The organism is Thermanaerovibrio acidaminovorans DSM 6589, from assembly GCF_000024905.1.
Lineage (GTDB): Bacteria > Synergistota > Synergistia > Synergistales > Synergistaceae > Thermanaerovibrio > Thermanaerovibrio acidaminovorans.
Genome location: NC_013522.1, coordinates 582,805 through 605,287, shown reverse-complemented (window position 1 = coordinate 605,287; position 22,483 = coordinate 582,805). Strand labels below are relative to the sequence as shown.

Here is a 22,483-nt window from a genome sequence, read left to right as displayed (position 1 = left end):
CCATGAGGGTAGGGGTGCTGGCCTTTCAGGGGGCCTTCAGGGAGCACATGGAGGCCCTAGGGAAGCTGGGAGCCGAGGCGGTGCCGGTCAGGGGCAAAGCGGACATGGAGGGGCTGTCCGGGGTGGTGATCCCCGGCGGGGAGAGCACCGTAATCGGCCGATTCCTGGTCCAGACCGGCCTTGTGGATCCCATAAGGGATAGGATCATGGCGGGCGAACTGGCCCTCATGGGCACCTGCGCGGGGGCCATCCTGGCCTGCCAGAGGGTCACCAACGATCCACCGGAGGGGCTCCTCGGGGTCTTCCCCGCTGAGGCGGAGCGGAATCACTACGGCGCCCAGGTGGACAGCTTCTGCCAACCGGTGACCCTGTGGGACGGACGCCAGATACCGGGGGTATTCATCCGGGCTCCAAGGCTGAGCCCCCAGGAGGGGGCTTCGGTGCTGGGGGTGAGCTCAGGACAACCGGTGCTGATGAGCTGGGGCAGGTGCCTCATCTGCTCCTTCCACCCGGAGCTGACCCAAAACCAGGAGGTCCACCGACTCTTCCTGGACATGGCGTCCAGGTAAACGAAGGGGCCCGGGGTCGGATACCCGGGCCCCTTCGGATCGATCTGGATCACGAGTAGCGCCTGAGACAATCCTCCAGCAGGTCCCAGAAGCGGTCCAGGTCAAGGGTTGTGGCCACCTCCGCGTTGGGCTCCCGCTTGGTGACCCCGAAGTAGTCGCAGCATGTCCTCCCGTAGGTGTGATCACCCCTCAGCTCCACGTCCACCCTCATCGGCTTGGTTACGAAGATGGAGGGGTCTATCACGTAGGCCACGGTGGTGGGATCGTGAAGGGGGGGCGCATCCCACCCGAAGACCTCCTCCTGGGTCTTGGAGAAGAACTCCATGAGATCCACGAAGAGCTTGGAGACCCGGTTGCCGATGGCCCCCATGCGGTCTATAACCTGCCGGGTGCACCGGACCTGTCGGGTGAGATCCAGTCCCATCATCACTATCGGCACCCCGGAGGAGAACACCACGTGGGCCGCCTCGGGGTCCGCGTAGATGTTGAACTCCGCCGCGGGGGTCACGTTGCCCAGCTGGTAGGATCCCCCCATCAGCACGATTCGCTTTATCTTGGACACTATCCTGGGGTCCTTGCGCATGGCCATGGCCACGTTGGTGAGCGGCCCGGTGGGCAGGATGCTCACGTCCCCGTCGGAGGCCAGTAGGGTCTCGATGATGAGGTCCACCCCGTGCCTTGGATCCCGCTGGAGATCGTGCTCCTCGAAGACCGGACCGTCCAGTCCGGTCTCCCCGTGGATGTCGTCCGCTATCACCTGCTCCCTCACCATGGGGCGGGACATGCCCGCCGCGATGGGTACCCCCTTCAGGTTCAGCACCGACGCCACGTTGAGGGCGTTCCTAACCGTCTTCTCCAGGGTCTGGTTCCCTGCCACCACCGTTATGGCCTTGATCTCCAGGGACGGGTGCGACGCGGCCATCATCATGGCCACCGCGTCGTCGTGCCCCGGGTCCATATCCAAGATCACCTTCTCCTTTGCCAAATCCATCACTCCTTTTGGGGCTCCGCTACGGCACTCATGGCGACCCGCTCCCTCTTGAGCTTCCTGTACATGGCCAGGCTCAGGATGGATGCGGTGGCTATGTAGGGTATCATGAGAATGAACTGAGAGGGGAAGCCGAAGGTCTGGAGCCGGGCCCCGATGGAGTCCGCCAGGCCGAAGATGAAGCAGCCCAGCATGCTCTTGATGGGGTCACCGCCACCGAAGAGCATGGCGGCCACCCCCATGAAGCCCCGGCCGTTGGTCATGTTCTCCGCGAAGACCCTGCTGTAGCCCAGGGAAAGGTAGGCCCCCGCCACCCCACCGATGATCCCCGAGTAGATCATCACCTCGAACTTCCGAAGGTCCACCCTTATGCCCGCGGTCTCCGCCGCCTTCGGGTTCATGCCCACGCAGCGGAGCCTCAAACCCCATATGGTGCGGTAGAGCAGGTACTGAAGGACCAACACCAGGACGAAGCCCAGGGGCTCCATTATCGAATAGTTGTTGAAGAGGCTGTTGAGCACGTCGTTGGAGGCCAGGACGGGGACGTCTATCCTCGGCATTGGGACTATGTCGGGGCTCATGAAGGACCCGGACTCGTTGAGCATCTTGTTGAGCAGTAGCTTGGTTATGGCCAGGGCGAACATGTTTATCCCCATGCCGGCCACGAAGATGTCGGACTTGTACTTTATGTGGGCCACCGCCATGAAGGCCGCCAACAGGATCCCCACCAGGACCGAGGCGCCAAGCGCCAGGAGCCAGCTTCCGGAGAAGTAGCTGACCGCCACGGCAGCAAAGGCCCCGCAGAGCATGATCCCCTCCACCCCTATGTTGAGGATGTCCGCCTGCTGGGTGATGACGCACGCCATGGCGGCGTAGATTATGGGCATGGAGGATCTTATGGTGGACCGGATCAGCGTGTAGTCCACCACCAGGGATAGGTTATCCATCAGGTCCCCCAGAGATTCGATCATGGTTCTCAACCCCTCCTAGCGGGCCTGGAGCCCATCTTGAACTTGAAGAGCCCCTCCATGGAGGCCAAAAGGATGAAGAGGGCTATGACGGTGTCAACCAGGGCCTTGGGAACCCCGGTGAACCTCTCCATGCCCAGGGCCCCCGCCTTGAGGGCCGCCAGGAAGAAGGAGAGTATGGGTATGAGCCTTATGTCGTTCCGGGCTATAAGGGACGCCAGCATGCCGTCGAAGGCGAGTCCGGGGGAGAAGTTGTCCACGAAGCAGCCGAAGACCCCCAGGACCTGGATGGCCCCCGCTATGCCCCCGAAGGCCCCGCTGGCCACCATAGCCCATAGCATGGTGGCCTTGGCGTCTATCCCCACGTGCTCCGCGTAGTGCCGGTTCTCCCCCACCGCCCGGAGCCGGTACCCCAGGGTGCTCTTGTGGACCACCCAGTAGGTGCCCACCAGGATGGCGAGGGCTATGAAGAGGCCGCTGTTGGCCATGCTGGGGGGCATAATCCGGCTAAGCATCAGGTGATCCGGCACCGGTGTGGTCTGGGGCGCCCCCAGGCCAGAGGACAGGGGGTAGTTCACCAGGTAGGAGGTGAAGAATATGGCCACGTAGTTGGCCAGGATGGTGACGCAGACCTCGTTGACCCCGTAGTGGGCCTTGAGGGCCCCGGGTATGGCGGCCCAAAGCCCCCCGGCCAGGATGGCGGCGCCGAAGCAGAGGAGCAGGTGGATCGGGGCCGGGACGGACTTCACGCTCAGCGCCACCCAGGCGGCCGCCATGGCCCCCAGGTAGAGCTCCCCCTCGACGCCCACGTTGAACACCGAAGCCTTGGAGGCAACCGCAAAGGCCAGGGCGGTCAGGAGTAGGGGAACGAACTTCTCCAGGGTCCCTCCCAGGTTGAACTTGCCCACGAAGGCCCCCTTCAGGAGCTCCACGTAGGCCTCCACCGGGCTCTGCCCCATCAGGGCTATGGCCGCCGCCCCGATCCCCAAGGCAAGGGCGGCGGTGAGCAGACCGTTCAAGTACCTACCCATTGACGGCACCTCCAGTCATGAGGAGCCCAAGCCGCTCCTCGTCCGCCTCGTCCGCGTCGATTATGCCGGTTATGCGTCCCTCGTACATGACCGCTATCCTGTCCGACAGGGACAAGATCTCCTCCAGGTCCGCGGATATGAGGACTATGGCGGTGCCCCTGTCCCTCACCTTAACCAGCTCCTTGCGGATGTTCTCTATGGAGCCTATGTCCACCCCCCGGGTGGGCTGGCAGGCCAGAAGCACCTTGGGGTTGGAGTCCACCTCCCGGGCCACCACTATCTTCTGGGCGTTGCCCCCCGAGAAGCCCGTGACCGGGGCGTCCGCCAGTGGGGGCCTCACGTCGAAGGCGGATATGAGTCTCTCGGCGAACTCCTTGAGGGCCCCCTCCACTATGGCCAGCCCCTTGGATATGGGGGGCTTGCGGAACGCCAGCCCCGCCAGGTTCTCCTTCACCGTCATGGTCCTGTTGAGCCCCCGGGTGTTCCGGTCCTCCGGGATGTGGGCAAGCCCCGCCTGGCGGACCTGGAGAGGGGTAAGGTTCTGAACCTGGACCCCGTCTATGATCACCTGGCCCCGCTCCACGGGCCTCAGGCCCGCTATAGCCTCCGCCAGCTCGCTCTGACCGTTCCCGTCCACCCCGGCGATGCCCAGGATCTCGGACCTCCTCACCTGGAAGGATACCCCCCGGATCTTGGAGTGCTCGGTGCTACTTGGAACGTATATGTCCCTTACCTCCAACGCCACATCCCCCGCCTTGGCGGATCCGGACCGCTGGACCCCAAGGAACACGTCCCGTCCCACCATCAGGCGGGCCAGCTCCGGGATCGAAGTGGCGGACTTTTCAACGGTTCCTATGTGGCGGCCCTGGCGCATCACCGTAACCCGGGACGCCACCTCCATTACCTCGTTCAGCTTGTGGGATATGAATATCACCGACTTGCCAAGGCTGGTGAGGGACCTTATCACCTGGAACAGCCCCTCCGCCTCCTGAGGGGTGAGCACCGCTGTGGGCTCGTCCAGGATGAGCACCTCCGCCCCCCGGTAGAGGGCCTTCACTATCTCCACCCGCTGGGCCTCCCCCACCGATATGTCGTTGACCTTCTTCCTCAGGTCCACCTTGAGGCCGTAGCCGTCCATTATGGCGGAGATCCTCTCCTCCGCCGCCTTGAAGTCTATCTTGCCCATGCCCACCCGGGGCTCGAAGCCGAGGATCACGTTCTCCAGGACGGTGAGCTGCTGAACGAGCATGAACTCCTGGTGAACCATACCTATCCCCCGGGATATGGCCTCGCCGGGGCTCTGGTGGGGAAACGTCTCCCCCTTCACGGTAATGACCCCCGAGTCGGGCTGGTAAACCCCGTAGAGGATCTTCATCAACGTGGACTTCCCCGCCCCGTTCTCCCCTATGAGGGCGTGGGCCTCCCCGGGCATCAGGTCGAAGAAGCCCCCGTCAACCGCCCTCACGCCCGGGAAGTCCTTGACTATGTCCTTCATCAGAACTATGGGTTCCATCGGACTTTGAGACACCCCTTAAGCCCCATGGGGGCAAGATTAAAAGGGGCGGACTTCAGCCCGCCCCTCCGCAGCGGGAGGTTAGATGCCCCGCTGGAAGCCCTTGTACTGCTCCACCTTTATCTTGCCGGACCTGATGTCCGCGGTGAGCTGCTTGATCTTGACCAGGATGTCGTTGGGGAACTTGTTGCCCAGGGCCTTCTTCATGACCGACATGTCGGTGAGGCCCACCCCGCCGTCCGCCACGCCCATCTCGATTACCGTGTTGCCCTTGAACTTGTTCTCCTTCACGTCCTTGACCAGCTTGTAGGTGGCCACGTCAACCCGCTTGATCATGGAGGTCAGGATGTGGCCCGGGTATATGCCGTCCTGGTCCATGTCGACCCCGATGGCGTAGCGCCCCTTCTCCTTGGCGGCCTCCAGGATGCCGTTGCCGGTGGTGGAGGCCACGTTCATGACGATGTCCGCCCCCTGCTCGAACTGGGCCATGGCCAGCTCCTTGCCCTTGAGGGGATCGCTGAAGCTACCCGCGAAGGAGACCAGCACCTTGACGGAGGGGTCGATGTACTTGGCCCCCTGCTTGTAGCCGGTGAGGAAGTCCTGAAGGACCGGGATGTCCATGCCGCCCACCCAGCCGATGATCTTCTTGTCGTTGACGCCGGGGATGTTGGTCTTGGTGGTGAACATGGCGGCGGCGGCGCCGGCCAGGAAGGAGCCCTCGTTCTGGGCGAAGATTATGGACATGACGTTGGGAGCCTTGACCGCCCCGTCTATGACGCCAAACTTGACATCCGGGAAGGAGGCGGCATGCTTCTTGATGAGCTCCGCTATCTGGGTGCTGGAGCCTACGATCAGATCGTACTTGGCGGAGGCCATGGAGAGCAGGTTGGCCTCCCAGTCGGCGGGGTTCTTGGACTCCAAGACCTTGAGGTCTATGCCGAAGTCCTTCTTAGCCCGCAGCAATCCCTGATGGGCCGAGTCGTTGAAGGACTTGTCCCCCAGGAACCCGGAGAGGATCAGGGCCACCTTCATGGGCTTGTTGGCCGCCATGGCGGGCAGCGCCATGACCAGCGCCAGACACGCCACCATCAGAGCGCAGATGAGTTTCCTCTTCAAACTCAACATCTCCCTTCTCTAGTCACTCAGAGCTAACCCAACACCTTCAGAACCGGACCCGGCCTACCCCAGCCGGCCACGCGCTGAGATCCTCGAGGATACCACCCCCATTCTAGAACGTCTCTCTATCCGCCGCACCCCAGCGGGGCCGAGGACCCCCTCTGGATCAGGGAACAAGGAAGGATCCGGGCCATTATCTCACCTTCCACATCCCCCATCATCCTGTCCACGATCCTGTCCACCGCCCCGTGCCCCATGGACGCTATGGGTTGGGCCACGGTGGTGAGCGATGGGACGAAGAAGCGCCCCATTGATATGCCGTCGAAGCCCACCACCGAGAGGTCCGATGGCACCGAGAGCCCCGCATCCCTTGCGGCCCCCATAACCCCCAGGGCCATCAGGTCGTTCATGGCGAATATGGCGGTGGGCCTGTCCGGCCGGGACAGCATCCCCCTGGCAGCCCGATATCCGGACTCGCAGCCGAAATCCCCATGGATCACGGACACCCATGACCGGTCCACCCGGGCCTCTTCGATCTCCTCCATGAAACCCCTTAGCCTGTCCTCGCTGGGACCCAACCCCATGGGACCGGTCACGCACCCAATCCTCCGGTGCCCCAGGTCCAGCAGGTGCCGGGCCGCCATCCGCCCCCCTCCAACGTTGTCGGACTGGATCGAGTCCACCGGGAGGTCACCTATCTTGCGATCCACCATCACCACCGGGATCTCCAGCCCCGACAGGATCCGGGCCTGCTCCTCCGGGAAGCCCAGCCCGACCATGATGATGCCCCCAACCCGGTGAAGCCCCATGGCCTCCACCGCCCGGGCCTCCCGCTCGGGGATCCCACCGGAGCTGGCCACCATGAGGGAGAACCCCCTCTCGTAGCACCGGTCCTCCACCGCCCGGGCCACCTCGGCGAAGTAGGGGTTGGTGGCGTCGGGCACCACCAGCCCAAGGAGGAATATCCCCTTGCGCCTGAGCCCCCGGGCCATCATGTTGGGTCGGTAGCCCAGGGCGTCCACCGCCCTCATCACCCGGTCCCTGGTCTCGGGGGCCACGTTCCTGGTGCCGTTGAGAACGTGGGACACGGTGGACACCGAAACGCCCGCCAGAAGCGCCACGTCCTTCATGGTCACCATGATACCAAGCCCCCCAGCCTATGGCCAAATCTTAGCGCAAAGGATTGCGCAACCCTTTGCGGGCATGTTACTTTCTCCCCGGAGGGCTTGTCAACAAACTTCTGCAACTTCATGATGTCATCCTTTATTAAGGAAGTGATCCCCATGGCTAGAATCACGGTGGTAGGGTCGTTGAACTTGGACATGGTGATGAGGGCGGAGAGGCTCCCCATGAGGGGGGAGACCCTGACCGGGGGGGTATTCTCCACCGCCGAGGGGGGCAAGGGGGGCAACCAGGCGGTGGCCTGCGCCAGGATGGGGGCCTCGGTCAGGATGGTGGGGAAGGTGGGCAACGATCCCTTCGGTGACCGGCTGGTGGAGAGCCTCCTGAGGGAGGGCATCCACGCCATGGTGGGAAGGTCCGGGGGCCACACAGGGGTTGCCCAGGTGACGGTCTTCGGGGATGACAACGCCATAATAGTGGCCCCCGGGGCGAACCTGGACCTGAAGCCCTGGGACCTCCAGGAGGACCACTTCAAGGACGCCACCTCCGCGGTGTTCCAGCTGGAGATACCGGTTGATACCGTATCCCGGGGCCTCCGCATGGCCAGGGACATGGGTTGCCTCACGTTCCTCAACCCCTCCCCCCTCAAGCCCCTGCCGGATGAGGTCATAGGCTTAGTGGACTATCTGGTGCTAAACCAGGTGGAGCTGACCCAGCTCGGGGGGACGGACGATCCGGACCTGTCCATGGGGCGTCTTCTGGGCTTGGGCGTCAAGGGGGTGGTGCTCACCATGGGCTCCCGGGGGGCAAGGTTCCTCTCCGTCGAGTCCAGCGGCTCGGTTGAGGCCTCCAGGGTGGAGGTGGTGGACTCCACCGGAGCGGGGGACGCCTTCATGGGGGCCTTTGCGGTGATGATCTCCGAGGGGCACTCCATGGAGGAGGCGGTCCGGTTCGGGGTCACCGCCGGCTCCCTGGCGTGTCTCAAGGCGGGGGCCCAGCCCTCCATGCCCACCCGGGAAGAGGTGGAGGGGGCCATGGGAAGGCTCTAACAACCCCATTCCCCACCGCATCAAGACAAGATAGGTAATTTAGCTTAAGGGCCCGTTGGGGGTTTGACCCTGTTCGCCCCCCTTCAAGGTAATATCATAGCCTCATAAAACGTATGGGGGGATGGACATGAGAGAAGGCAAATTGGGCAGGTACTTGAGGTACGCATCCCTTGCGGGGTTCCTCGGATTCATGACCTACGTGGCTTACCGGCATCAGGTGGTGGGGGGTGGCCCATCGGGGGTCCCGCCGGTGGATGCCCTGTGCCCCTTCGGGGGGCTGGAGAGCCTGTACTCATACCTCAAGCACGGGACGTTCCTCCGGCGGGTGGCCATGAGCTCCCTCTTGCTCTTCGGCACCGTGGCGGCGTCCACGCTGCTCCTGGGGAGGACCTTCTGCGGCTGGATATGTCCCTTGGGGGCCCTTGGGGAGGCAGCGGGGGCCCTGGGCAGGAGGCTTGGGTTCAAGGTGGATCAGAGGCGCATCCCCCACACGGCCAGGCACGTGAAGCTTCTGATCTTGGGGGTGGTGCTGGCGGGATCCTGGGCCACGGGCACCCTGGTGTTCAGGCCCTACGACCCATGGGTCGCCTGGGCCCACCTTGGTGGCGGCCTGGACGAGATCGCCGCCAACCCGTGGGGCTTCGCGGTCCTGGCCCTCTTGGTGATCCTGGCGGGCATGGGAATATCCCGGTTCTTCTGCCGCTACCTGTGCCCCCTTGGGGGCGGGCTTTGGATCCTGCAGAAGCTGAGCCTGACCCGGGTGGAGAGACACCCGGACAGGTGTGTGAACTGCGGAGCCTGCGACAGAGCGTGTCCCATGGGGATAACGGTGTCCACCGCCGGCAGGCTGTCCAATGGGGACTGCATATCCTGCGGTGAATGCGTGGAGTCCTGCCCCGCGAAGGGGGCGCTGGACTTCAGGGCCCTTGGGAGGAAGCTGTCCCCCCTTGCGGTGGGCATCATTGGCCTTGGGCTGTTCCTGGGGGCCTACGGGGTGGCCAAGGTATCCGGCGGCTGGCGGACCTTCTCCCCCACATCCCTGGAGGCCAAGGCGGACCCGGCGGAGGGGATATTCGGCTGGATGACCGTAGAGGAGGCGGCCTCCAAGGTGGCCCTCCCGGTGGAGGAGTTCATGAACGCCGCAGGGATCAGCCCCGACTCCCCCAGGGACGTGCCCCTCAAGAGGATGGAGGGGGTGGATGACGAGGCGGTGAAGGCCAAGGTGGGAGCTTACCTAAAGGCTCGTGAGACATCTCGTGACGCCAAGGCGCCTAACCCGGAGGAGATAAAGGGGAGCCAGACTCTGGCGGAGGTGGCGGAGATCTACCGTCTCAAGCCGGAGGAGATCCTCGAGACCGCGGGCTGGCCCGTGGAGATGGCCAAGGAGGCTGAAAATCCGCTGAAGGAGATGGCCGCCCGGGTGGGCAGCGAGGTGTCCGCCATCCGGGCAGCGGTAAGGAAGCTGAAAAGCCGCTAGACTAAATGGGGCCCCGGACAGCACCATGACGGGGCCCCTTCCGCCCAAAGGTTCGCATTCGATGGACCGAATCCCAGTTCCCAACCTAACGCCCCCAGCCTTAACGCTGAAATCCACGGGAGTTTAACCACATAAGTGGGCCGGATTTGGGTATATAATTCTGGCCGCAGTCATCTTACCGTACCGGGAGGCGTGGATATGAGGGACTTGTCGATAGCCAAGAAGCTGACGTTGCTTGGGATTGGGGTCACAGTCCTGTTGGGGCTCATGGTGGCCATGGTGGCCCTCCAGAGCCACTCCATCCTGAACGACCAGGTTAACACCCTGGGGATGGAGATGATCGCCAACAACGCCAACCAGGTGGACCAGTACTTCAGCCAGCTAAAGACGCTGACGCTGGGCATCGCCAGCGGCACCGCGGAGCTGTTGGAGACCGGACAGGCGGTCACCGACGACGACCTGGAGTCCGTCATGGCCCGGTACTTCAAAGCTTCGGCGAAGGAACTGAACGTCCTTGAGATGTACGTGGGCCTTGAGTCCACCGGCAAGGTGGGGACCGGCGGCGACTGGGTGGAGAAACCGGACTACGACGCAAGGAAGCGCCCCTGGTACATCCAGGCGGTGCAGGAGGATAAGGTCATACTTACCGCCCCATACGTGGACGCCAACACCGGCGGGCTAGTCATCACCGTGGCCACCCCGGTGAAGTCCACCTCGGGCAAGCTCCTGGGCGTGGCGGGGATCGACGTGGACCTCAAGACCCTATCCGACATGATCACCTCCTACAAGGTCTTCGGCAAGGGCTACGGCTTCCTCCTGGACCGGGAGGGCAACATGATATGTCATCCAAAGTCGGAGATGATCATGAAGGAGAACATCACCAAGCCCAGCGGCCTAATCACCCCCGAGCTGGCGGAGGCGGGGCGGAAGATGATCTCCGGCTCCCCGGGCTTCGTGGACTACTCCTTCCAGGGTGAGCTCAGGAGGACCTTCTTCTCCCCCACCAGGTCCGGCTTCGTCCTGGGCGTGGTCTTCCCCGCCTCGGACCTCAACGCCATGGTAAGGAGCCTGGCCATCCGACAGCTGCTCCTGGGGCTCGTGACCCTCATCCTGGTGGGCGCCATGCTCTACGGCCTCTCCAGGAGCGTGGTGGCCCCCGTCAAGAGGATCACCGACTCCCTCAAGAAGCTGGGACAGCTGGACCTCACCCAGGACCAGAACGACCAGTGGCTGAGGGAGGTGGGGCACCACCGCACCGAGATCGGCCTCATGGCCCAGAGCGCCCTGGTCCTCAAGGAGACCCTGAGACAGGCCATATCCGACATAGCCTCCCAGTCGGACAGGACCGCCGCCGCGGCGGAGAACCTGGCGGCCCTCTCGGAGGAGTCCGTGGCCTCCGTGGAGGAGATAAAGGCCTCGGTGGACCAGGTGGCGTCCCTCATGGAGTCCAACTCCGCCTCCCTGCAGGAGACCAACGCGGGGATCGAGGAGGTCTCCAGCGGAGCCCAGCAGGCGGCCAACTCCGCCACCGACGGGGCCGAGGCGGCCTCCAAGATGTCCCACCTGTCGGAGCAGACGGTCAGGCAGGTGGAGGAGGTGGTGAAGGCCATAACCCACGTGGGGGACGAGTCCAAGCGGACCTTCGAGAGGATCCAGAAGGTGGCGGACTCGGTGGCGTCCATATCGGGCTTCGTGGCCACCATAAGGTCCATAGCGGACCAGACGAACCTGCTGGCGCTGAACGCCGCCATCGAGGCCGCCCGGGCGGGCGAGGCGGGCCGGGGCTTCGCGGTTGTTGCGGAGGAGGTCCGGAAGCTGGCGGAGGAGTCCGCCCAGGCGGCCAAGGAGGTGGAGGACCTGATAGCCCCCCTGCAGGCCAACACGGAGGAGTCCTTGAGGGCCACGGAGCAGTCCCAGAGGTCCATGGACGACACGGTGCGCCGGGCCCACGAGGCCCAGGGGAAGCTGGCGGAGGTGCTGGGCCAGATCCGGGTCATAAACGACGCCATGCAGAACATAGCCGCCACGTCGGAGGAGCAGGCGGCGGCGGCGCAGGAGATAGCCCAGGGGATAGACAACGCCACCCAGGGTACCATAAACGTGGTGAACTCGGTGGAGATGATCCGTCACTCCAGCGAGGAGACCGCCAAGGCCAGCGAGGCGGTGGCCCAGGAGGCCCAGGCGCTGAGCCACACGGCGGAGCAGCTCAAGGCCCTGATCGCCAAGTTCAGGTACCAGTCCTCCCAGCTGCACCTGAAAGACGGTAGGTAGGGTAGAGTCAGATGACCGAGGGGGCCCCCGTAAGATCCGGGGGCCCCTGCTAGACGCCATTAACAGGTCGTACCCGGCGGACACGTTTAGCAGGTTCGTCTCCCGATCGGGGGATGCACCAGTGTAGAGCAGGCCGCCCAACTTCAGCCCCTTCCACTCTCCCCTTACTATAACGTCAACCTGCCAACGAAATTCGAACCAACTATCTGGACAGGAGGTGGATCCTGTGGTATTTATATCCTCGTTTCAGCGCCGGGGTGGCGGAATGGCAGACGCAGCGGACTCAAAATCCGCCGTGGGCGACCACGTGGGGGTTCGAGTCCCCCCCCCGGCACCAGTTTAACCAGGGGCCTCCGCGGAGCACAGGGGGTCCCTTTTTTTCTCCCAGGAAGGTTCCCCGCCGGCACGAAACAAGCCAAACTCGCACCCACGATGTTCTGCTCTCCAGAAGGTTTCATGCGGAGACCATTGAGTCCTCTCGAATAAGTCCCCTCGAACCGGATGCGTGCTTCCCATCCCATCCAGGAAGTCGAAGGCGACATCCTCTCCTCGGGCCCCGCCATGAATCGGATCCCCTACTGCCCCCACCTAAAGCCCCGGGGGAAGCATCACCAGGCTACCGACCCAAATGGGGGCCCGTTGCGCCAGATAAGCAGGAGTGGATCTTAGTCGGCCTTGCCCCCCAGGAGGCAAGTGCTCTATCCGCTTAGTTATTTCGATCACGTTAGAGTTGATTCCCGGCAGGAGCGTACAATTAGGATCCGCCAGGACACGGGCGGGATCGGAGGACCGGATCCGCAAGGGTTCCTTCGGGGTTCGAGCGGTCATAAAGGGGCGAATACCGCGATCTCTAACCCGCTGTTGTAGAATGAGATCCGTAGGCTCGATCAACCCCTCGGGAGACTCCCGGGAAGACTTCGGAGGTGCTCAAATGTTGCCCTTGACGTTGGCCCTGGCGGTGGCCATGGATCTGGCTGTAGGCGATCCCCAGTGGAGGTTCCATCCCGTGCGGCTGGTGGGCATGTTGGCCGAGAGGGTGGAGTCCGCATGCCGCTCCCTCCCGGTGAACCCCAAGGTCCAGGGGGGCATCTTCCTGGCCGTCACCCTCTTGGCCGCCGTGCTTCCCCTGATGGTGTTCCTGGAGATCCTCCAGGTGCTCCGGCTCGGCTGGCTCGGCGGGGCCATCACCATCTACTTCTGCCTGGGGGGCAAGAGCCTGGCAACGGAGGTGACCCGGGTGCTGTCCCATCTCAGGTCTCGTGATCTAGACGGTGCTGCGGAGGGACTTAAATTCATCGTGAGCCGGGACGTGGAGGGGATGGACCAGGGCTACCTGGTCCGGTCCGCCATCGAGACCCTGGCGGAGAACTTCTCCGACGCGGTGACGTCCACCCTCCTCTACGGCGCCCTGGGAGGTCCGGTGCTGGCCTGGATCCACCGGGTGGTCAACACCCTGGACGCCATGGTGGGCTACCGGGACGAGAGGTACTCGGACTTCGGAAGTGCCTCCGCCAGGCTGGACGACCTGCTCAACTTCCTCCCCTCCAGGATGTCCGCCCTTGTGGTGGCCGCTGCGGGGCAGATAATGGGGGGTAACTTCAAGGACGCCTGGGAGGGGGCCAAGGAGGATGCCCCCAAGGACGAGAGCCCCAACTCAGGATGGCCCATCAGCGCCTTCGCCCACGCACTGGGGGTAACCCTGGGGGGGCAGACCAGCTACTCCGGCCAGTGGTCCCTCAACCCTATCATGGGCAAGGGCCCATCCCCTGAGGTGGAGCACCTGGAGCGGGCGATCTCCATATACTGGGTCTCGTACATGATATCTGCCCTTGTCTCCCTGGGGATCGGAGGGCTGATGTCCCTTTGATCCACGGAGGCCTGGTCCGATGGCTCCACCTGGACCCCAAGGAAGTGCTGGATTTCTCCAGCAACGTCAACCCTTTCGGCCCCCCTAAGGGGGCAGTGAAGGCCGCTAGGGAGGCCCTGTCCTACACCCATATATACCCTGACAGGGAGCAGGCTAGGCTTCGCAGGGCCTTCGCCCGATGGCTCGGAATCGACGAATCCGCGGTCTGCTTCGGCAACGGGGCCAGCGACGTGATGGGGGCGGCCATCATGGCCTTTAGGCCCGGAAGGATCGTCACCTTCTCCCCCACCTTCGGCGAGTACCGGCAGTGGGGGGAGAGGTTGCGTGTCCCAACCCGGGAGATCCCCCTGGTGGCCCCCAACTTCGCTCCCTCCCTGGGGGACCTAGAGAGCACCTTGTCCCATGGGGACCTGCTGGTTATCTGCCAGCCCAACAACCCCACCGGAAGGGTCTGGACCCAGGAGGAGATGGAGCAGGTCCTGGAGCTCTGTTCCCGCCAAGGCGCCATCCTCATGGTGGACGAGTGCTTCGTCAACCTAACCTGGCCCCCGGCCCCCTCGGCGATCGAACACCTGCCCAGGGGCAACCTGCTGATCCTCAGGGCCTTCACCAAGGACTTCTCCGCCCCGGGACTCCGGATAGGGGCCGCACTGGGGCACCCGGACGCGGTGGCCCGGATCAGGCATTGCCTTCAGCCCTGGCCCATCAACTGCGCGGGAGAGGCCTTCGCCACCTGGTGCTGCGAGAACCCGGAACCGTTCATATCCGATTCCAGACACAGGCTGGCCAAGGAGAGGAAGTACATGATGAGGAACCTCCGGCGACTCGGCTTCCAGCCGGTGGAGGGAGACTCCAACTTCATCCTCACCAGGTGCCCGGTGCCCGCCTGGGCCCTGGCGAAGGAGCTCCTCAAAAGACGCATCCTTATCCGCACCTGCAGGTCCTTCGGCCTTGGGGATGATCACGCCAGGCTGGCGGTTAAGGACAGGAGGAGCAACAGGGCCCTGTTCAACGCCCTGGAGGATGCCCTGCGGGCCCTCATGGACAAGGACCTTGAGTATGGGATATAAACACTTAAAAATCCTAAACGGGGGGATGGGCATGGCAAGCATAGTGGTGGCCCACTACGGTATCGGCGACGGAGACTGCGGATGTTTCAAGAGGACCCGGGAGAACCTGCTCCACGTGCTGGAGCGGATGGCCCCCAAGTTCGCCGCCCTGGGAATCGAGATATCCGCCGAGCACCGGGAGATGGAGGACTCCACCGAGAACCGAACGATGCACAACCTAATCACCCTGGAGTCCCCGGGGGAGATGGACGAGACGTCCCTGGAGTCCCTGCTGGGGCTAGAGGTGGAGATGCTCCCCTGCGATGACGGGGGAAGCTGCAGGGCCATAGTGATGGAAGGGGCCAAGGAAGGGGCCAAGTTTCAGGAGGTCCCCACGGGGCTCATAATGGACGGGCTGATCCGGGCCTCCATGAAGCTCCTGGGGGGACACCACCAGTGCGGCTCCTGCGGTTGTTGCCACTAGGGGACACCCCATGCCGGACCTGATAATAACCACCAAGGGCGGGGACAGGGGTGAGACCTCCCTCTGCAACGGCCAGCGGGTGCCCAAGGATCACCCCCTGGTGGAGCTGTACGGCACCGTGGACGAGTGCCAGGCCCACGTGGGCATGGCCAGGGCCACCTGCCCCTTCGACGAGGTGGCCCAGTGGCTCTTAAAGCTTGAGGAGAACATGTCCTACGCCATGGGTAGCCTCGCCAAGTGCGATGACCTGCCGGAGCCGGACACGGCCCTCCTGGAGGAGATAGTGGACAAGGTCACCTCGGAACACCGGGGCCCCTTCCGGTTCGTCCGACCCGGCGACTCGGTGAGCGGCGCGGCCCTTCACGTGGCCCGAACGGTGGCCCGCCGGGCCGAGCGGGTGGCGGTGGGGCTCTACCGCCGGGGAGAGATCACCGAAGCCCAGTACGTGTACCTGAACAGGCTGTCGGACGCCATCTACGCCCTATCGCTATGGGTGGACGGGCTCTGCAGGGAGAGGTGCTAACTTGAGTTGAAACGGTTGAGATGTCCGGCATCCTCGTAATAAAATAATGTATAAAGGATTCGTCATTCTGAAGGAGAGCCATCGCTAAGGAGGCGGGCCAATGAAGGATCATCCCCTTTCCCCCGCTAGGAACCGGGATCTCAGGCAGATAGTCTACGACAAGATAAAGGACGCCATAGTCAACGGTCTCATACCACCCGGCGAGAAGCTGTCGGAGTTCGACTTGTCTCAGCAGCTGGAGGTATCCAGGACCCCCATAAGGGAGGCTATCCGGCAACTGGCCCAAACCGGTCTGGTCAAACTGGTACCCCGCAAGGGGGCCTTTGTGGCCCTGCCCACCCCAAAGGAGGCGGAGGACCTTTACGAGATCCGGGTCGCCCTGGAGGGGCTTGCGCTTGAGAAGATCTGTCCCTCCCCCCCAAGGGAGGAGCTGCTCCGCTACAGGGACATGTTCCTGTCCGTGGGACCCGGGTGGACTAGCCAGCAGTACCTGGAGAGGGACCGGGAGTTTCACTCCTTCATAAGCGTCCAATCGGGGAACGGCTTCCTGGAGACGGTGCTCCACAACGTCAACGACCTGATCCAGCTCTGCAGGCACTACTCGGTGGAGGGGGTCCCCCTCAAGCGCTCATCGGAAGAGCACGTGGCCCTCATAGATGCCATCCTGGAGGGCAACGTGGAGATGGCCAAGGAGAGGCTCAGGAGGCACCTCAAGAACGCGGTGGCATCCCTAACGGGATACATCATGTCGAAGGGATAGGCCATGGGGACCCTGGTCGGCATGGGACTTGCGCTCAGCGCCGCCGCCGTGTGGGCCATGGCGCCGGTGCTCTACCGGAGGGGCATCGAGAAGGTGTCCTACACGGGACTTGGGGCGCTGAGGTGCCTGGGCTACATAGTCAGCGCCGCCCTCTACGCCCTGCTGACCGGCGGTACCTCGGTCCTCACCCCCCCAAGCCTGAGCCTCTTGGGGGTCATCTGGTCCTCCTCCATCGCATGGTTGGTGGTGGGAGACCTGTGTTACTTCGGAGCACTACACAAGCTGGGGGTCTCCATAGGGGTGCCGGTCACATCCTCCTTCCCCATCGTGGCCCTGGTGATGTCCCACGTCTTCATCGGAGAGCCCCTGGGACCCTCGATCGTCCTGTCGGTCCTCCTGACGCTGGGGGGGCTGTTCCTGCTCAACAAGGCCCAGGGGACCGACTCCCCCAGGGAGCTTAGGATGGGGCTACTGCTGGCCCTGGCCACCATGGTGTGCTGGAGCGTCGGGGTGGTCACCAACAAGGTCCTCATCGGAAGGATGGACGTGGCCAAGCTGGAGCTGTGGCGATCCATAGGGGTGACCCTGGGGTCAGTGGCGGTCTTCCTCCTCAAGAATCCCCGGGAGGTCTTGGACCTTCGGGAATTGAGCTACAGGGACGTGCTGGAAATGGCGGTGGCAGGCGCCATGGGGCTCACCATAGGCAACCTGCTCTTCTCCTACAGCCTCCGTCACATATCGGTGGCGCTGGCCACCTGCCTGGCGTGTGCCAGACCGTTCCTGGCGGCCCTCTTCGCCACCGTGGTCCTGCGGGAGCCCCTGACGCTACGCAAGACCCTAGGCATAGCCCTGGTGGTGGGGGGAGTCACGGTGATGTCCCTCTAATCCCAAAAGACAGGCAGGTGTTCGACCCCATTGTCCACCCTGTTCTTCCTCTATAAGCTGGCGGGGGCGCTGGCGGTGCCCCCTGGCATCTTCGTCCTGGCGTGCCTCCTGATGGCCCTTTGCTGCCTCAGGCAGCCCCGACGATGGGGCCTCCTCCTGGCCTGTCTGGCCACCGGGATCGCCATCTACTCCGCCTCCTGCGACTGGTCCGCCCGGCTCATCACCGGCCCCCTGGAGGACATGTACGAATCCCACCCGCTTCCCACCGACGACGGGGTCATCGTCCTCTTAGGCGGCGGGGTCCGGTACGACCGAGACCTCAAACCCTACCAGCTGGGCAACTACACCTCCGTCCGGGTGCTGAAAGCCCTCCAGCTACATAGGGACACCGGCTGGCCCATAGTCTGCTGCGGAGGCAACCCAAGGTTAGACCCGGACCCGGAGGCGTCGGAGGCCAACCTCATGGCCCAGACACTCATGGACATGGGGGCCACCCAGGTCTACCGGGAAGGCCGCTCTCGCACCACCTGGGAGAACCTGGTGAACGCCCTGCCCATACTGAGGCGGCTGAACAGGCGGAATGTGGTGATCGTCACCAGCTCCTTCCACATGCCCCGGGCCATCATGACCGCCCGGGCGGTGCTGAAGGGCTTCGATGTATACCCCCATCAGGCGGGGAGGCTGACCGACAGGTCCCCCATGGACCCCATTTCCTTCCTTCCCCTATCCATGAGCGAGACCTGCCTTGGCCTCCGGGAGTGGGTGGGCATGGGGGCCTACCGGGTCATGAGCCTGCTTCGAAGGTCCGACGCCAGGTAGTCCCGGTGACGGGAGAGGTCCGCCCCGGTCCTGATGTCCCCCTCCAGCTGCCCCATCATCTGAGAGAGCTCCATGAAGCCCCCGAGGGCCGAGTCCCCCTTGATCCGGTGGGCCAGCTTGGCCGCCTCCTCCAGATCCCCCCGGTCGATGGCACCCACCAGCAGGGACGCCAGCTGGTCCACCTCCTCCAGGAAGTCCTCCCGGGCCCTGGCGGTGATCTGGTCATCCCCCCGCCCCTCCGGGTTCCAACCGGTCCACTGGGATATCACGTCCATCAGCAGGTTGGCCGAGATGGGCTTGAAGAGGGTCTCGTCCATGCCCGCCTCTAAGGCCCCCACCAGGTCCGACTCGCCGCCGGCGGTAAGGGCCAGTATGGGCTTGCCAAATCCCATCTCCCGTAGCTTCGACGCCGCCTCCACCCCCCCCATCCTGGGCATCAGCAGGTCCATGAAGACCAGGTCCGGGTCCTCCCTCATGGCCACCTCCAAGGCCTCCAGCCCGTCGGCGGCGCTGAAGACCTGGACGCCCATCTTTTCCAGCATCATGGACAGGGACTTGCGGCTCACCAGGGAGTCGTCCACCACCAGCACCTTGGGGGGCCGATCCAGGGTACTGATCCCCGGGGACCTGACGGGCTGGACCTTTATGGACATCTCAACCCCCTCAGCGCCCACGGAGGAGAAGAACTTAACCCCCTCCAGGTACCTCTCCGCCAGGTATTCCACCACCCGGCGGAGGGAGTCGGTGGCCCCCTGGGATAGGGACCAGGCCTCCACCATGACCATGGCGGATCCCTCCTCGATGGCGAGTCCCACGCTCACCTTACGGGCCATCCGGTCCACGTAGTACATGTTGAGAGCCCCCATAAGGGCCTGAAGGGCCCCGTACTTGATGAGGTACCTCCCCGGGTCATCCCCCTGGACCTCCAGCTCGAACTCCCGCCCCTCCATCCGGTTCCACCCCTGACCAAGGGATCCCAGGGACTCCAGGGCCTCGCTCAAGGGGATCATGGAGCCGAAGCGCTGGGACTCCAGCTCTATCTCGCAGAGGAACGTGTCTATCTGGGAGGCCAGCACCCGGGCGGCACCGAACGCCAGGGAGGCGCTCTGGGGGGAGTAGCTCTCCTTGAGGTCCTCCAGGGCCAGACTCATGGTCCAAAGGGGGGTCCTCAGGTAGTGGCCCCACTGCTCTATCTCCCCAAGGCGGCTCCGCCCCTTCAATACCTCCATGGAAAGGGAGAAGACGTCCCCCAGGAGCCACATGGCCATTAGATCCGAGGAGGTGTAGTTGTCATCCCGGCCAAAAACCCCTAGCCAACCGGACAGATCCCTGCCCCTGAAGGGGGCCAGCGCACCCCGGTCGAGGCAGCTCCAGCCGGGGAAGCACAGGGGGTTGCTTCCGTCCCTCACCGCCGGGGCATCGCTGGGGGACTCTATGGACTTGAGGTAAAGCCAGAGCCGGTGGGCCTCATCGGACCCGAAGTCTCTCAGGGACTTGACGACTCCATCGTTGAAGAAGAAGGCCTGGTCCTCCCCGTCGTTGAACCATACGGCGGAGGCGGTACTGCCCATTATCTCGCACATGCCCTCCAGGAAGGCCCTTATGAGGTCCCTCTCGGAGATGGCGGTCTTAACGCTGTGCATGAGGGACTTGAGCATGGAGTTGTCCAAAGACGTCACCCCCCTTATCAGCCTTCGCTGAAGCGCCGCCAAAGGCGCCTCAGCCGATCCCTTATTTTGAGCTCGCCTCCCCTGTCGGAGGGACGATAGAACCGCCGGGGCTCCGGAAGGTAAGAGGACGGAACCCACCCGGAGGGGGAGTCATGGGGATAGCGGTAGTTGGGGCTCCCGGGCAACAGGTGCTCCGGCACCTCCAGCACGTCCCCCTTGGCCACCGCCTCCCGGGCGTCCCTTATGGCCCGGTAGACCCGGTTGCTCTTGGGGGCGGCGGCTATGTACAGCGCCGCCTCCGCCAGGATCATGTCCCCCTCAGGCAGGCCAACCCGGTCGAAGGCGGACGCCGCCGCCTGGGCCACCACCAGCGCCATGGGGTCCGCCAGGCCCACCTCCTCGGCGGCAAGGATGCATATCCGCCGGGCTATGAACCGGGGATCTTCCCCGGACTCCAACATCCTGGCGAGCCAGTACACCGCCGCGTCCGGGTCGGAACCCCTGACGCTCTTTATGAAGGCGGATATGACCCCGTAATGCTGGTCCGCTTTTCTATCATATCTCTTAAACGCCCTTCCCGCAAAGGCGGCCACCTGTTCCTCCCCCATGACCCGCCCACCGGAGGCGGCCACCGCGGAGGCCACGGTCTCCAGCCTCACCAGGGCCTGTCTCAGGTCCCCCTGGGACGAGGCCGCCAGGGCGGCCAGGGCATCATCGGTGACGGACAGCCCAAGCCGCCCAAGCCCCCGGTCGAAATCCTCCAGAGCCCTTACCAGCACCTGGATCACGTGCCGGTCCTCCAGGGGCTTCAGCTCGTATACCAGCATCCGGGAGAGCAGGGTCTTGTTCACCTCAAACCAGGGGTTCTCGGTGGTGGTGCCCACCAGGACCATCTGGCCGGACTCGACGAAGGGCAACAGCACGTTCTGCTGCTGGGAGTTGAAGTGGTAGATCTCATCCACGAACGCTATGGGGGGCTCGAACCCCATGGAGGTGAGGGAGGCGGCCCTGTCCGCCAGGGCCCTGAGGTCCGACAGCTTGGAGGTGACCGCGTTGATCTCCAGGAGCTCCCGGCCGGTGGTGGTGGCCATGAGCCTCACCAAGGTGGTCTTCCCCACCCCCGGAGGCCCGTAGAGGATGCAGCTCCTCAGTGAGTTGGAGGAGATGAGCAGCCTCAACGGCCCCCCCTCCCCCAGGAGGTGCTCCTGCCCCACGTACTCATCCAGGCTTCTGGGTCTCATGCGCTCCGGCAGGGGGGTCATCAGGCTGGGTCTATCCTCCATGGGTCCACCTCACCAGGAGATCCGTCACGGGGACCGGGTCAGGCCAGTCATCCAGGACCCGCACCAACGGAAAGGTCTCCCGAAGGGCTGCCCCCAACACCTCCCCCAGCGGTCTCCCCAGGGCCCCAACCGGCATCGATGGGGACAGGGCCCACATGGAGGCATCCACCTCCAGGTCCAAGGTAACGAACCCGCCGCACCCCAGAGAGGCGGCTAGGAAGGCGTCCTCCCAGAAGCCGGGACGAGCCTCCACCAGGGCCACGGTGACGAATCGGCGTTTGAGCTCCTCCTCGCCTACGGACCTGGCGAGGGAAGAGTACTCCCAGGGCACCAGCGGGGTGGGATCTCCCAGGACCGCTAGGAGGTCCCTAAGGGTTGGAAGGGACAGATCTGCCAGGGGAAGCCACTTCTCCTCCAGCCGGTTCACCAGGATCGACCTCATGCGTGCCCTGCGGCCCCCCAGGAGATCGTATACGAAGTCGCCAACGAAGGCACACTCGTGGGGCTGGGTGCCAAGCAATCTAGCCGCATGAAGCAAGGGGGCCGGATCGGGCTTCGGGGGGTGGAAATCGTCCCTGGACAGGGTGACCTCCGGCAACGGGACCCGGGCGGCCAGGGACGCCGCCTCCATGGCCCTTCGGCAGTTTCGGGAGACCACCGCCCAGGGGATTCCCCGGGACTCCAGGTGGGCTATCAGGTCCAACGCCCCGTCCACGGGAACGCAGGAGGATGCCCCGGAGACCTCCAGGTCCTCCAGATCAGCGAGGAAGCGGCTTCGGAGCGGCTCCTCCATCCTCTCCGCCTCCTCCAGGAGCATTACCCTGCGGCCCCCGAAGTACCTATCCCTCAGGGGGGAGAAGTCCAGGGGCCCATCCACCAGGACCCCATCCCAGTCGAATATGAAGGCGGAACAATGGGCGGGATGCCAGAAGGGGGGATCTATCATCAAGGCCACACACCCCCTGTTCTACGGGACGTCCGGGCGGGAACGCAGAAAAAGGTTAACCCCGCAATGCCGTGAGGGGAAGGCCTTGACCCG

Annotated in this window: 20 protein-coding genes and 1 tRNA gene; 12 read left to right on the top strand and 9 right to left on the bottom strand. The window is 64.1% G+C overall.

Features of this window, described 5'->3' with window-relative positions; genetic code table 11:
* Positions 1-2 precede the first annotated feature (2 nt).
* Positions 3-569, top strand: a complete 567-nt coding sequence (pdxT, locus tag TACI_RS02835) for a pyridoxal 5'-phosphate synthase glutaminase subunit PdxT (RefSeq protein WP_012869317.1) — start codon at positions 3-5, stop codon at positions 567-569.
* Positions 570-618: 49 nt separating this feature from the next.
* Here the strand turns inward: pdxT and TACI_RS02830 are convergent, their stop codons facing one another.
* The 6 genes from TACI_RS02830 to TACI_RS02805 all read right to left on the bottom strand — a co-directional run bounded on the left by TACI_RS02830 (position 619) and on the right by TACI_RS02805 (position 7,324).
* A complete protein-coding gene (locus TACI_RS02830; protein ID WP_164925117.1) occupies positions 619-1,560 on the bottom strand; it encodes a nucleoside hydrolase in 942 nt (313 codons plus the stop codon).
* Complete coding sequence (locus TACI_RS02825; RefSeq protein WP_012869315.1) at positions 1,560-2,528, bottom strand: ABC transporter permease; 969 nt, start codon at positions 2,526-2,528, stop codon at positions 1,560-1,562. The genes TACI_RS02830 and TACI_RS02825 overlap by 1 nt, the downstream gene beginning before the upstream one ends.
* Before the next feature lie 5 nt (positions 2,529-2,533).
* Positions 2,534-3,556, bottom strand: coding sequence for an ABC transporter permease (locus TACI_RS02820; RefSeq protein ID WP_012869314.1), 1,023 nt, complete (start codon positions 3,554-3,556; stop codon positions 2,534-2,536).
* Positions 3,549-5,069: an ABC transporter ATP-binding protein gene (locus TACI_RS02815; protein ID WP_012869313.1), complete on the bottom strand. Its 1,521-nt coding sequence runs from the start codon at positions 5,067-5,069 to the stop codon at positions 3,549-3,551. The genes TACI_RS02820 and TACI_RS02815 overlap by 8 nt, the downstream gene beginning before the upstream one ends.
* Before the next feature lie 81 nt (positions 5,070-5,150).
* On the bottom strand, positions 5,151-6,194 hold the full coding sequence (locus TACI_RS02810) for a BMP family lipoprotein (protein ID WP_165442273.1): 1,044 nt from the start codon (positions 6,192-6,194) through the stop codon (positions 5,151-5,153).
* Between the two features lie 116 nt (positions 6,195-6,310).
* A complete protein-coding gene (locus TACI_RS02805; protein WP_012869311.1) occupies positions 6,311-7,324 on the bottom strand; it encodes a LacI family DNA-binding transcriptional regulator in 1,014 nt (337 codons plus the stop codon).
* Positions 7,325-7,435: 111 nt separating this feature from the next.
* On the opposite strand from TACI_RS02805, the gene TACI_RS02800 reads away from it, so the two are divergent.
* The 11 genes from TACI_RS02800 to TACI_RS02750 all read left to right on the top strand — a co-directional run bounded on the left by TACI_RS02800 (position 7,436) and on the right by TACI_RS02750 (position 18,491).
* On the top strand, positions 7,436-8,356 hold the full coding sequence (locus tag TACI_RS02800) for a ribokinase (protein WP_333645282.1): 921 nt from the start codon (positions 7,436-7,438) through the stop codon (positions 8,354-8,356).
* Between the two features lie 127 nt (positions 8,357-8,483).
* Positions 8,484-9,833: a 4Fe-4S binding protein gene (locus TACI_RS02795; RefSeq protein WP_164925116.1), complete on the top strand. Its 1,350-nt coding sequence runs from the start codon at positions 8,484-8,486 to the stop codon at positions 9,831-9,833.
* A gap of 198 nt (positions 9,834-10,031) precedes the next feature.
* Entirely contained in the window at positions 10,032-12,104 is a 2,073-nt protein-coding gene (locus TACI_RS02790) for a methyl-accepting chemotaxis protein (protein WP_012869308.1), read from the top strand.
* Positions 12,105-12,355: 251 nt separating this feature from the next.
* Positions 12,356-12,441: transfer RNA gene (locus TACI_RS02785), tRNA-Leu, on the top strand.
* A 531-nt stretch (positions 12,442-12,972) separates the two neighbouring features.
* A complete protein-coding gene (gene cbiB / locus TACI_RS02780; protein WP_242601142.1) occupies positions 12,973-13,971 on the top strand; it encodes an adenosylcobinamide-phosphate synthase CbiB in 999 nt (332 codons plus the stop codon).
* Complete coding sequence (locus TACI_RS02775; RefSeq protein WP_012869306.1) at positions 13,968-15,041, top strand: pyridoxal phosphate-dependent aminotransferase; 1,074 nt, start codon at positions 13,968-13,970, stop codon at positions 15,039-15,041. Before cbiB ends, TACI_RS02775 begins: the two co-directional genes overlap by 4 nt.
* Before the next feature lie 31 nt (positions 15,042-15,072).
* A complete protein-coding gene (locus tag TACI_RS02770; protein ID WP_242601141.1) occupies positions 15,073-15,504 on the top strand; it encodes a DUF2703 domain-containing protein in 432 nt (143 codons plus the stop codon).
* Positions 15,505-15,514: 10 nt separating this feature from the next.
* Entirely contained in the window at positions 15,515-16,027 is a 513-nt protein-coding gene (locus TACI_RS02765; protein WP_012869304.1) for a cob(I)yrinic acid a,c-diamide adenosyltransferase, read from the top strand.
* 100 nt (positions 16,028-16,127) lie between these two features.
* Positions 16,128-16,787, top strand: coding sequence for a GntR family transcriptional regulator (locus tag TACI_RS02760; protein ID WP_012869303.1), 660 nt, complete (start codon positions 16,128-16,130; stop codon positions 16,785-16,787).
* A gap of 3 nt (positions 16,788-16,790) precedes the next feature.
* Positions 16,791-17,672: a DMT family transporter gene (locus TACI_RS02755; protein ID WP_012869302.1), complete on the top strand. Its 882-nt coding sequence runs from the start codon at positions 16,791-16,793 to the stop codon at positions 17,670-17,672.
* A gap of 30 nt (positions 17,673-17,702) precedes the next feature.
* The gene (locus TACI_RS02750; protein ID WP_012869301.1) at positions 17,703-18,491 is read left to right on the top strand and encodes a YdcF family protein; all 789 of its coding nucleotides are present in this window, start codon (positions 17,703-17,705) and stop codon (positions 18,489-18,491) included.
* Here the strand turns inward: TACI_RS02750 and TACI_RS02745 are convergent.
* Genes TACI_RS02745 through TACI_RS02735 form a run of 3 tightly spaced genes read right to left on the bottom strand, consistent with a single transcriptional unit; the run spans position 18,449 to position 22,390 of the window.
* On the bottom strand, positions 18,449-20,170 hold the full coding sequence (locus TACI_RS02745; protein ID WP_416340838.1) for an Hpt domain-containing response regulator: 1,722 nt from the start codon (positions 20,168-20,170) through the stop codon (positions 18,449-18,451). The two genes, TACI_RS02750 and TACI_RS02745, sit on opposite strands and share 43 nt — an antisense overlap.
* Positions 20,171-20,178: 8 nt before the next feature.
* Positions 20,179-21,444 carry a replication-associated recombination protein A gene (locus tag TACI_RS02740; protein WP_012869299.1) on the bottom strand — a complete coding sequence of 422 codons (1,266 nt, stop codon included), beginning with the start codon at positions 21,442-21,444 and terminating at the stop codon, positions 20,179-20,181.
* Positions 21,434-22,390 (bottom strand): HAD family hydrolase, encoded by a 957-nt coding sequence (locus tag TACI_RS02735; RefSeq protein ID WP_164925335.1) that lies wholly within the window; start codon positions 22,388-22,390, stop codon positions 21,434-21,436. Before TACI_RS02735 ends, TACI_RS02740 begins: the two co-directional genes overlap by 11 nt.
* Positions 22,391-22,483 lie beyond the last annotated feature (93 nt).